Origin of the sequence: Paenibacillus rigui, assembly GCF_002234615.1 — a bacterium.
Taxonomy (GTDB): domain Bacteria; phylum Bacillota; class Bacilli; order Paenibacillales; family NBRC-103111; genus Paenibacillus_S; species Paenibacillus_S rigui.
In genome coordinates this window covers 40336-51439 of the sequence record NZ_NMQW01000031.1, presented here as the reverse complement: position 1 = coordinate 51439, position 11104 = coordinate 40336, and the positions used below count along the sequence as shown (strand labels likewise).

The following is an 11104-nucleotide window of genomic DNA, read 5'->3' as shown; positions in this document are numbered from 1 at the left end:
TTACACCACCTTGTTCGGCGGCAGCGTCAGATTTGTTTAAGCGCCAGTTTTCAAAGGGCAATCTCATTCGTCAACTTTCGACATCCGTCAAAAGCAACTTTTATACTATATCACATTCGCCTACTCGATTGCAAGAAGTTTTTTTCGAAGTGTGTTTCGTTCTTCTCTAAATTTGCTTGCCTCCGAAGCGGCAAGGAGTAATATATCACGAAGCGGATACAGAATGCAAGCTTTTTCGACAAAAAAGTTTGAGGTTAGGAGAAACCCTTATGGAGTCCTTTCAAAATAAGCTACCGCGTTCTGTGGTTGGTATTATCGCCAAACACAATTTTCACATCCGATGACCCCGGAAGCTTATTTATTCGACTAGGTCAGATAAACCTTTATCGAGGTCATCAAAGATGTGCAACTCCGTTAAGCAGCAGGCTTACCCGCCAATAAGCCAAAGCTGCTAAACCGACCAGCCTTCCAGCTTCAGCTGCGGGTCGGCCGTCAAATCCAAGGCCGAGAACTGTCCGCGCTGCCACTTCAGGAAGGCAGCGGCTGCGATCATAGCAGCGTTATCGGTGCAGAGACTGAGCGGAGGCGCAAGCAGCGGCACGCCCGACTCCGTGCAACGCACAGCCAGCTGCTGCCGCAGCCCTTGGTTGGCGGCGACTCCGCCCGCCAACAGCAGCTGCTTCGCGCCGTACTCCTGGACGGCGCGCATTGCTTTTCCCGTCAGGACGTCGATGACGGAGTCCTGGAAGCCCTTGGCCACGGCCTGCGGCTCAAGCGACAGGCCTTTCATGTTGGCCTGGTTCAACGCGGCCAACACCGCCGATTTCAGCCCGCTAAAGCTGAAATCATACGAATCCGGCTCCAGCCAGGCGCGGGGGAAGGTTACCCCCTCCTCCGCAGCGAGTGCGAGCCGGTCCATATGCGGGCCGCCGGGATATGGCAGCTTCAAGGCCCGCCCCACTTTGTCGTAAGCCTCGCCGACGGCGTCATCCCTTGTTTGCCCGATGATGCGGAAGCTGCCTTCCGCCTCCAAGTAAACAAGCTCCGTATGCCCGCCCGAAACAACTAACGAAACCAACGGGTATTCCAACTCGTGAACTAATTGGTTGGCATAAATATGACCTGCTATATGGTGTACTCCAATGAGAGGCAGGTCCAGTAAATAAGCCAATGATTTGGCGGCGACGATGCCGATCAGCAGCGCCCCTACGAGACCGGGGCCTTGGGTTACCGCGATAGCGGACAGATCGGCCGGTCTCACTTGGGCCTGGGCGAATGCTTCTTCAATGATGAGCGTAATGCTCTCCACATGCTGGCGAGAAGCGACTTCCGGTACGACCCCGCCAAACTTTTTATGAGTTTCGATCTGACTGGAAACGACATTCGCCAAAATGGTCGTCCCATTTTGCACAATGGCTACCGACGTCTCGTCACAGCTCGTTTCAATAGCCAATATATTAATAGGTTTGCTGTTCATGATTAATCCCCTGTTTGGTCGTTCAGAGTATGTTGATATTTGGGTAAATCCACCCACATAATAATGGCGTCTTCTCTATTATCCGTATAATAACCCCGGCGAACTCCGACGGAATAAAAGCCAAGTTTTTCATATAAATTTTGCGCAACGAAATTGGAGGCCCGGACTTCCAAGGTCATCCGAAGCGCGCCGAAGAAGCTGGCTGTTTTTTGCAGCTCCCGCATTAAACGTTCGCCCAGCTTTTGGCCGCGGAAGCCTTTCCTTACCGCCACATTCGTTATATGGGCCTCCTCCATAATCAGCCACATGCCTCCATACCCGATCACTTGTCCGTTGAATTCCATCACCAGATAACGGGCAAACTGATTGCTCGTCAATTCATTCTGGAAAGCGCCTGCCGTCCATGGGGTTGTAAAAGCCTCTTGTTCAATATCACAAATAGCCGGAATATCCTCCATCTGCATGGAACGGAATTCCAAAGCATCCACTATATCTTTTGGCACAGATTCACCGCGGTCCATTTGAACAGACCTCCTTCCGGTATTCAAGGTCAGAAGCTTGTCTATTCTTTGCTTGCAGGAGAAGCCTTTTGCTGCGCAAGCAGATTCGCTTCCGCCTCGGTTAATTGCGTGTAGTTCGGCACCAGACTGTGCGGCTCGGCAACACGGCCTTCCTGCCACAGCTGCAGACCCAGCTCGGCAAGATGGGAAGCTCGCAGTTCATGCGGAATGTCAGCACTTACCCCATGCCAACGGTCAAAAAAGGATTGAAGTACTGTCTTATGAAGCTTTGTTTCGCCTACAAAAACAATGCGCTCCGGTCGAACGTCCTCTTCGGATTGCGCACGTTCAAGCAATTGTTCCGTCCAGGAGGCCATCAGGCGGATGCCATCAGGAACGACGCAGCTCCAACGATGGTCCGTTACTTGGTAGAGTGCAGTAAAAGCCTGCCCTCTTCTTGCTTCGATCATCGGGATGACCCATGCGGTTCCCGGTTTCTGCTGTACCAGAGAAAGCGCAGTAGAGGAGCTTCCTTCACCGGAATCATGAGGGGCCTGCTGCAAATAGTACGCTTCCAGCCCTCCTAAAGCCATAGCCTCCAAGCTGGATACGGGGATAAGTGCGATACCGTGGGTCCAAGCAAAGGTTTTGGCTACCGTAACCCCGATCCGGACACCGGTATAAGAGCCTGGACCAACCCCGACAGCAAATGCATTCAGCTCCCGCGGATGGAGCGCAGCGAATTCAAGCAGCTGCTTTATGTTCGGCAGTAAATGAATGGAATGGTTCTTCTCGGTGTTGGAGTTGATTTCCCCCGCCACCGCACCGCTGCGAGCCAATGCCACCGACATGTGGCTGGTTGACGTATCTACCGCTAATAAGGTGCCTTGCAATAAATTGTTTTGTGTGGTCATTGTACGTTTCCGTTCTCCTTTAATTGGCTGCACCAGAGGTCGTACGGTTGTCCATGGGGGGTTAGGCGGAACAATCGCTCCTGCTCTCCAGCCCGTTCTATCGTTACGGCCAGACGATCCTCAGGCAGCAGTTCTTCAATTAAGCTGGACCATTCGATCAAGGTCACACCTTCTCCGTAGAAGTACTCCTCCAGCCCTAACTCATCTGCCTCCTCCATAGACAAACGATACACATCCATATGGTAAAAAGGGAGCTGCTCCCCTTGGTATTCCTTAATAATAGTAAATGTCGGACTGCTGACGACTTCGCGGACGCCCAAAGCCTTGGCAAATGCTTGGGAAAATGCCGTCTTGCCCGCTCCCAAATCTCCGTCCAGCGTGACAATTGTCCCGGGCCCGGCATGACGGGCTAATAAGGCTGCGAGCCTTACGGTATCCTCCAGGCTGTACGCCTTATATGCATAAGAGGCCGAAACGACCATATTCGGACTCCCCCTTTTTCAAATTTAAAAATGATTGTACCCCTTCTTCTCAATCGGCACAACGTAGCCGCTGCTCTGGACCAGGCGCACCCCAACCGACTCCATATTAACATAGCCAATAATATACAGTTGAAGTCCCGCGGCCCGGAATTTCATCTGCATGTCTACAGCATGCTCCGCTTGCATTGTACCGATCAGCTGGTAATCCTCGCCCCCGTACAGGATGAAATCCAGAGGATCCTTCTCGACCTCCTGCGCATAAGCCATTAGCTCCTCCGCAATAGGAATGCGGTCTTCGATTAAATCAATGCCGACGCCGGATGCTTCCGCGATCTCCCAAGCTTCACTTGCCAGGCCATCGCTTACATCATTCAAGGCATGGCATACGCCAGAGCTCTGCAGCAGTAATCCCGCTTCAATCTGCGGATCCGGACGTCCGTGTGCTTGAATCAGCCGTTCGATCTCCGGCTTGCCGCTGTGCCCCCATTGACCGGACGGCAGCTCTTGCCGAAGCAAAAAGTCCAGACCTGCGGCTGAACAGCCCAATTCGCCCGTGACGAAAACGATATCTCCGTGCTTGGCTGCAGACCGCAAGAGCGCTTTACCCGCCTGCACTTCGCCAATGACCGTAACGGAGATGGTCATCCCATTCACGGAAGACGTCGTATCTCCTCCAACAATCATGACGCTCCAGCGGTTGGCACACTCATACAGACCCTCATAAATGGCTTCGATGCGAAGCGGATCGGCATGCCTAGGAAAGCTGATCGACACCAAGGCATACCGGGGCATGGCACCCATCGCTGCAATATCGCTTACAGCAGCAGCCATTGCTTTGTAACCGATGTCCTTATCGCGCATGGTGATGCTTTTGAAATGAATCTCTTCCGTCATCGTATCGCAGGTCATCACCAGCTGATGCCCCGAGGACATATAAGCTACCGCCGCATCGTCGCCGATTCCGGTTTGGACTCCGCAGGCCTGCTGCACGGCAATAGACTGCTTATCCTTGGTCAGCCGCTTAATCCATTCAAATTCATCCAAAAAACTCAACTTGACTCCGCCTCCGAATCGTATTCTCCCTATTATATCCCTCTCCATGATTGGTAGCAATAACGGAGGGACGGGTTGCGGTCACCGAGGATAGAAGCAGAATGATTCCCTCAATAGCAAAAAATGCCCCCGCTCTTTGGATAACCATTCGGTCATAGCCAATAAACAGGGGCGCTTCATATATACCGCCGGATTGAGTTAGTGTTTGCTATAAATACGATAAATAATAGCTGCCGTTTCCGCTCTCGTCGTATAGGCCTTCGGCTTTAATTGTTGCCCATCGCCTTCAACAAGGCCTTCATGCACCAGAGCCGCCACACTTTCTGCGGCATAGGGGGCTATGTGTCCATAGTCGCTGTACTTGGACAAGTCTGAACTATTGCCTTTCCCCTCAAGCTTATGAGTTGCCTGGAGAGCTCTGGCACACATGACCATCATATCTTGCCTGGATATTTCCTCTCCAGGATGAAACATATTATCGCCAACTCCATCCGTAATTCCCAGCTGCCGCGTGATTCCCAAGGCTTCATAATAGTAGTCCGTTGATTGCACGTCGCTATAGTTGGCAGAAAAATCACTTTGCAGATGCAGCACACGAACAAGCAACGTTATAAACTCGGCACGAGTTATATTTTTATGAGGTTCAAAGGTCTTTTCAGTCACCCCCTGAATAACGCCATGAGCTGCGAGCGTTTCAATCGCTTGCTGGGCCCATGAGAAGTTCCCTTTTACATCCTCGAACTTCGCTCTTCCGGGCACCGGTGTCATTCCTTCTTCCGCTGGCGTTGTCCCTGGTGTTTGAATCGGACCTGTTCCTGGTGCCGGCGTTGGTGATGGCGGTGAGGATGGTATTGGCATCGGAGTTGGAACCACAGAAGTTGAATTGCTGCTGCCCTTGGAGTCTTTCTTTTTATACAGCGTCGTGGCCTGGGCACTCGGACCATCCACACTCCAGTTCCCCGACGCATCGCCCGCTTCTACCTTGAACGTATAGGTCGTTGCGCTCGATAAGCCTGTCACGGTATAGGACAACGCCGTTGACGGAAGATCGGCCATAAGCTCCGCACCCTTGTAAACCTTGTAGCCGTTGACGGCTACGTTATCCGCTGCTGCATCCCAGCTTAATTTTACGCTGCTCGCCGTCGGTTCACTCACCGTCAGCGCACTGCCAGCGGACCAAGTTGGGGCGGCAGTATCCAAGCTTGCCGTTGTGATCGTCAAGCTCGGTCCCGTCCCTGTCCATTTATTCACATCATCTCCAGCCTCTACTTTAAAGGTGTAGGTCGTGCCTGGAGACAGGCCTGAGATGCTGTAAGTCGTTCCAGTTACCGTATGGGCCGCATTAACGGGTGTAAATTTAACCGCCCCTTCCAGCGGCTTATCGTTTTGATACAGCCTGTACCCGGCCACGTGCAAATCGTCTGTTGCCGCAGGCCAGCTCAGCTGCACGGCAGTTGTTGTCATTTGGCTCGCCGTCAAAGCACTCCTTGCCGGCCACTTCGGAACGCCTGTATCATACGCGGCGGCTGTTTTCACCGTCAAAGAGCCTGGATACTTCGTACGGTTGCCGGCACCATCTACAGCCTCAACCTCGTACGTATAGTCTGTGGCAAAGTCAAGACCCGTCGCATTGTATTTCGTTACCGTACCGGCTACAGCACCAACCTCGCTTCCGTTTTGGTAAATATTATAATGATGAATACCGTAAGTATCCGTCGCCGCCGTCCAGGTAATGTTCAACCACGTCGTATTCGGTACTGTACCGTCCGTAATCTTGATCAGGTTAAGCCCGGCGGGTGCTGCAGGTGCAACCGTATCTACAGTGCCGGTCGTAGCTGTCGTTAGAGACGGCCCCGTTGTGGTCCAATTCCCTGTGGCATCCGCAGCTTCAACCTTGAAGTTGTAGACTTGTGCGGGGGAAAGGCCTGTAACCTTATAGCTTAATGTCGTTCCCGCTACGGTTGCCACAGTTGTACTTCCATTCATAATTTTATAGCTGCCTACTTTTACATTGTCGGTTGCAGCCGTCCAGCCGAGTGTCACATAAGTAGAATCCGTCACGGTTGCGTGAAGCTGGCTTCCGCCCGGCCAAGCCGGTGCGACCGATGCATCATTAGAAACGGAATCCATCGTCGTATCGGAGAAAATAAGCCCCGTTGAATTGGTAATTGTTTTCCAAGGCACCGCCAATCCGTTGATTTTTACGTTTTTGAACGAGCTGTTTCGCAGGTAGTTCATATTGGCAGGTGTTTTTGTATTGTTGGCTATATTGTAAAAGGTCACGTCCTCGAAATGAATGTCTTCGTGAAACCCTCCATCTACACCAGCTACATTAATGATTTCCTTCCCGACCGTATCTACGGAAATATTTTTAATGGTAATATGTTTAAATTGGGATGGCGCCGGAGCTGGCTCATACTCGATAACGGCGTTGGCATCCGAATAGGCCGATGAGAAAATAAAAGCCTGATTTGTTATATCTTTCATCGCGCTATCCCGGAAAACAATATTGCGGGCTCCACCGCCGGTTGGCGTATTCGTTTTGGCACGCAGGCCAATATCCGTGTGGAACATCACATTGTCCTCCGCCAAAATATTTTCGATCCAGGCAGCCGTATGGCTCCCGGTCACAACCGCACCATGGCCCTCACGGAAATAGTTATTGAAAATCCAGGCATTTCGGGTGGACTCTTCCTTCTGCCCTTGTGCGCCTTGTCCAGCCGCAAAATTCATGCAGTCATCCCCGGTATCGAACACCGTATTGAATACGGTAATGCCGTCCCCATGTGCAAATTCAATGCCATCCGCATTGTTATCATCGTAAGTCAGCAGCTTCACACCATTGACCGTAACATGATTGGAATTCAAATTAACCAGTGTGTGGTTGGAAGGATTCAAAGCGGTAAAGCCGCCATAATAAACGTTATCCACGCCGCGCAGCGTGATCAGATTGGAACGGGTTGAGTAGGCATCCGCTTCGTCTGTCAAGCCTAGCTCCATCGCCTTCAGCTTCTGAGCCTTGGCTAAAACTCCATACGTTCCAACGTTAGAGGAGCTGCTTCCGAACTGAATGGGAAAATCACCGTCATTGGTGCCGGTCGGCGGCTTCCACCCGTTTCCGTCAATCGTTCCTTTTCCCACAATCCGAATATTGCGAATACTGCCGTAATCGTACGTATGGGCATTAATCAAGGAATAAAAGCGCGGAACATTCGTGTAATTATAGAGCATATAATTGTAGGCATAATCATTGGCGTTCTCTGAACCCAGCAATGTGGCGCCTTCGGCGACTTCAAGCGTCATATCGCTTTTCAGCCAAATCGCTCCCGTCTTGAAAACTCCTGCCGGCACCAGCACCTTGCTCCCCGGTGACGCTGCATCGATGGCGTTCTGGATAGCCGTTGTATTGACAACCGTCCCTCCAGACACCGCTCCATAATCAACAATATTGAATACTTGCTGTACAGATGTTGTGGCCTGGATCACCGTTTCGCTATCGGCAGACTCATTGCCCGCTGCGTCGACAGAACGGACTGTAAACGAGTAGGTTGTGTCCGGCTGCAGATTCGTGGCAGTGAAATTGTGCATTGTTACTTTGACGTACTTATTTTGCGTGTCCTCTGTGCTGTAAAATTTATCTATGTATTTTTTGGCGGGAGAAAGCTCTGTTGTATTGGTGTTAGCGTTTCCAATAAATTGCCCGTTCATATAAACCTTATAGTCTATAATCGAGGAATATTGGATTGGCTTCTCCCAAACCAAGGTGATGCTGGATTCATCATAGGCCAGTGCGGGAACCCTTACATTCACCGGAGCTTCAAGGGTGCTCGCTGCCGCAGCAACCGGCAGTGGAACCGAAGGAACTTCAACCAAGCCGCTGCAGGCAAGGAGCATGGCAAGCAGTACAGAAAATCTTCTCTTCCTTTTCATCGTCTAACGACACCTTCCTTTTCAAGTTAAACCATCGGAAATGCGTAATCCCCTATAGCCTCCTCCACCCGATTTGTAAGCGCTTAATATAATGAACAAGTTGTATCTAACATGAAATTGTACGTGATCAAGGCTTGATAAAATATATTCGAATTTGTCTTTTTTACCCATTTCTATCATTCCTTTGTCATAAACAAAAAAACCCGGCTTTTTAAGCTTGGCAGGCTTAACAGCTCCAGGTCATGGACATAATGGTAATGTTGGTTACAACACTTCTTGCAGCTCTTCTACGGCCACAACCCGGGCGTCGGCCGGCTGATGCTCTACATGTACTTTGGCGGTTTGCTGGTCCGCATCCACACTGTCGATCCAAACGGAAACCCCGTTGAGCTCGACATCTATTTTAGCTTCCGATTGCAAAATTTCTTGAGCTCGAAATACCTTCATCACGTTTACCCTCCTGCCGCTAAATTATTCCTGAACCGATTCCGGATGTCTCATCGTATCGGTTGTCGTCTCTTCAATCAATCCGTTATTGATCGTGACGTTGCCTCCGCCCAAGCCCTCATTGACCATACGATCGATGTCCATGAAGTAATCATCGCGGCCTTGGTGGGTCGCATCCGTGACCGCATTGTCAGCGGCGGCTTCAGTTAAATTGCCAGTCGCACCTGATGTGGCAGGTACAGAGCGGTTGTTCGTCATTATCTGAATCTCCTCCTGAGTATTGAAAATAAAGATTCATGCATGAGATGCATCACTTTACAGTTATCATGTCCCGATGGTGGCCTATGTCATTCATCATTCATAGGTGTTCTCTATGCAGGAGATACTACAATTCAACTGCATCGTAAATAACATCGGCTTGCTTCAGATACACCGAACCTGAGTTCGTTCACATAAAAAAATAAACAAGGAGGTTTCATTATGCATACGGTTTGGAAGGGGGCCATCAGCTTCGGTCTGGTTCATGTGCCTGTCAAAATGTTTTCCGCAACGGAGGATAAGGACATTTCCATGCGCTATATCCATAAGGAATGCGTAACACCGCTCAATTTCGTAAGGAAATGCTTGACCTGCGAGCGGGAGGTGCAATGGGAGGAAATTGCGCGTGGATATGAATACGAGCCGGGGGCCTTTGTGCTGTTTGAAAAGGATGAGCTGGAGAAGCTGAATGGCGAGGTAAACAAAGAAATCAAAATATTGGACTTCGTCCAGCTGACGGACATTGATCCCATCTATTTTCAAAAGACGTATTACTTGGCTCCGAATGAAACAGGCGCCAACGCTTATAACTTACTGCTGGAGGCTATGAAGCAAACCGGCAAAATCGGCATTGCCAAAGTATCCATTCGCTCCAAAAGCAGTCTGGCTGCCGTCCGTGTAATTGAAAACTGCATCGTGATGGAAACTATTTTTTATCCCGATGAAATCCGTGCGGTCGATCAGGTTCCGAATTTGCCGGAGCAGTTGAATGTGAATGACAAAGAGCTGACGATGGCCAAAATGTTGATCGAGCAGTTGACCACCCCTTTCGAGCCGGAAAAATACAAGGACGATTACCGCGAAGCGGTGCTGCACGCCATTGAGCAAAAAGTAAGCGGACAACAGGTCAGCATTGCGCCGGAGCCTCATAAAACGAATGTGATTGACCTGATGTCCGCTCTGCAGGCCAGTCTGGAGGCGACGAAGCCGATCGCCGAAACCGATACAAGACCGGCCGCTCCTGTGAAGCCTAAGGAGAAAAAAGCGAAAACGCCCAAAGCGAAAGCGAAGGAAACCGTATCATGACTATCGAGCTGCCCAGCCATCCCATGGCGCCCATCTCGGTGGATTCTCTGCCTGTCGGGAGCGAGTGGGGTTACCAGTTGAAATGGGACGGCGTCCGGCTGCTCACACGAATCCGTGACGGCCGAATCGAGCTGTTTTCCCGACAGCTCCTGAATAAAACGACGTTGTACCCGGAAGCCATCGCCAGTCTTGAGCCGCTGCGGCACGAAACCTGCCTGCTCGACGGCGAGGCGGTCATGTTCGATGCGGGCAAGCAGCGGCCCGATTTCTCGCTTATTTTGCAAAGGGAACGTTCAAGAACCCTTACGGCATCACGTGAGGACCGCTATTTCGTATATGTGCTGTTTGATCTGCTTCATTGGCACGGAGAGGATTTGCGAGGCTATCCGTACGAGGAACGGCACCGGAGATTGCAGGAGCTTTTTCCGGAAAAAAGGCCGCAGCTGTTCGTCACCGATTTGTTCCCCGATGGTGAGGCCTTATGGAGGTGGGTGGATCAGAACAGCTGGGAAGGCGTTGTCGCCAAGCGGCTGTCCAGTCCGTATCGGGAAGGCAAAAAGCATAAGGACTGGTTCAAGAAAAAAACAGCGCTATTATTGGAGGTTCAGATCGTAGGCCTGCTCATCCGCGGTGGCCAGGTCGCGAGCCTCATTATGGAGAAAAACGGCAGCCTCTTCGGCAGAGTCTCCCTCGGCTTGGACGAAAAGCGGAAAGCACAGCTGCTGCAGGCGGGGCGCCGGCGGATGCGAGATAAGGCATGGTTCAGCCCGCTTCCTCCCGAGTGGCGAAAGGAACAAATCGTTTGGCTTGATCCTCCGTTCCGTTGTACCGTAACCGGACTGGAAATTACAGCTGCAGGGCAGCTGCGCCATCCCAAAATTGTGGATTTAAGAACAGAAGACCTGGAATCCGGCGAATAGGCAGCGTAGAAATGCTGTTCTAAGATGCAACCCAAGA

10 protein-coding genes are annotated in these 11104 nt (G+C 51.1%); 2 read left to right on the top strand and 8 right to left on the bottom strand.

What is annotated here, in order from left to right; all coding sequences use genetic code 11:
• Positions 1-451: 451 nt before the first annotated feature.
• From tsaD to CF651_RS20535, 8 genes are all read right to left on the bottom strand, one after another.
• Positions 452-1477, bottom strand: coding sequence for a tRNA (adenosine(37)-N6)-threonylcarbamoyltransferase complex transferase subunit TsaD (gene tsaD, locus CF651_RS20570; RefSeq protein WP_094016751.1), 1026 nt, complete (start codon positions 1475-1477; stop codon positions 452-454).
• A gap of 2 nt (positions 1478-1479) precedes the next feature.
• Positions 1480-1998, bottom strand: a complete 519-nt coding sequence (rimI, locus tag CF651_RS20565) for a ribosomal protein S18-alanine N-acetyltransferase (protein ID WP_094016750.1) — start codon at positions 1996-1998, stop codon at positions 1480-1482.
• A 41-nt stretch (positions 1999-2039) separates the two neighbouring features.
• On the bottom strand, positions 2040-2891 hold the full coding sequence (gene tsaB / locus CF651_RS20560; RefSeq protein ID WP_094016749.1) for a tRNA (adenosine(37)-N6)-threonylcarbamoyltransferase complex dimerization subunit type 1 TsaB: 852 nt from the start codon (positions 2889-2891) through the stop codon (positions 2040-2042).
• Positions 2888-3373 (bottom strand): tRNA (adenosine(37)-N6)-threonylcarbamoyltransferase complex ATPase subunit type 1 TsaE, encoded by a 486-nt coding sequence (tsaE, locus tag CF651_RS20555; protein WP_094016748.1) that lies wholly within the window; start codon positions 3371-3373, stop codon positions 2888-2890. Before tsaE ends, tsaB begins: the two co-directional genes overlap by 4 nt.
• Before the next feature lie 24 nt (positions 3374-3397).
• Complete coding sequence (gene thiL, locus CF651_RS20550) at positions 3398-4426, bottom strand: thiamine-phosphate kinase (RefSeq protein WP_245856069.1); 1029 nt, start codon at positions 4424-4426, stop codon at positions 3398-3400.
• 198 nt (positions 4427-4624) lie between these two features.
• A complete protein-coding gene (locus CF651_RS20545; RefSeq protein ID WP_094016746.1) occupies positions 4625-8356 on the bottom strand; it encodes a fibronectin type III domain-containing protein in 3732 nt (1243 codons plus the stop codon).
• Positions 8357-8620: 264 nt separating this feature from the next.
• On the bottom strand, positions 8621-8803 hold the full coding sequence (locus tag CF651_RS20540) for an H-type small acid-soluble spore protein (RefSeq protein ID WP_094016745.1): 183 nt from the start codon (positions 8801-8803) through the stop codon (positions 8621-8623).
• A gap of 24 nt (positions 8804-8827) precedes the next feature.
• The gene (locus CF651_RS20535) at positions 8828-9061 is read right to left on the bottom strand and encodes a hypothetical protein (RefSeq protein ID WP_094016744.1); all 234 of its coding nucleotides are present in this window, start codon (positions 9059-9061) and stop codon (positions 8828-8830) included.
• Positions 9062-9283: 222 nt separating this feature from the next.
• On the opposite strand from CF651_RS20535, the gene ku reads away from it, so the two are divergent.
• Together ku and CF651_RS20525 are read left to right on the top strand one after the other, a co-directional pair.
• Positions 9284-10147 (top strand): non-homologous end joining protein Ku, encoded by an 864-nt coding sequence (gene ku, locus CF651_RS20530; RefSeq protein ID WP_094016743.1) that lies wholly within the window; start codon positions 9284-9286, stop codon positions 10145-10147.
• Positions 10144-11067 (top strand): ATP-dependent DNA ligase, encoded by a 924-nt coding sequence (locus tag CF651_RS20525; RefSeq protein WP_094016742.1) that lies wholly within the window; start codon positions 10144-10146, stop codon positions 11065-11067. The genes ku and CF651_RS20525 overlap by 4 nt, the downstream gene beginning before the upstream one ends.
• Positions 11068-11104 lie beyond the last annotated feature (37 nt).

Bases quoted from the DNA above. Each gene is read 5' to 3' on its own strand.
- tsaD (WP_094016751.1), bottom strand. From the start codon at position 1,477: ATGAACAGCAAACCTATTAATATATTGGCTATTGAAACGAGCTGTGAC.
- rimI (WP_094016750.1), bottom strand. From the start codon at position 1,998: ATGGACCGCGGTGAATCTGTGCCAAAAGATATAGTGGATGCTTTGGAA.
- tsaB (WP_094016749.1), bottom strand. From the start codon at position 2,891: ATGACCACACAAAACAATTTATTGCAAGGCACCTTATTAGCGGTAGAT.
- tsaE (WP_094016748.1), bottom strand. From the start codon at position 3,373: ATGGTCGTTTCGGCCTCTTATGCATATAAGGCGTACAGCCTGGAGGAT.
- CF651_RS20545 (WP_094016746.1), bottom strand. From the start codon at position 8,356: ATGAAAAGGAAGAGAAGATTTTCTGTACTGCTTGCCATGCTCCTTGCC.
- CF651_RS20540 (WP_094016745.1), bottom strand. From the start codon at position 8,803: ATGAAGGTATTTCGAGCTCAAGAAATTTTGCAATCGGAAGCTAAAATA.
- CF651_RS20535 (WP_094016744.1), bottom strand. From the start codon at position 9,061: ATGACGAACAACCGCTCTGTACCTGCCACATCAGGTGCGACTGGCAAT.
- ku (WP_094016743.1), top strand. From the start codon at position 9,284: ATGCATACGGTTTGGAAGGGGGCCATCAGCTTCGGTCTGGTTCATGTG.
- CF651_RS20525 (WP_094016742.1), top strand. From the start codon at position 10,144: ATGACTATCGAGCTGCCCAGCCATCCCATGGCGCCCATCTCGGTGGAT.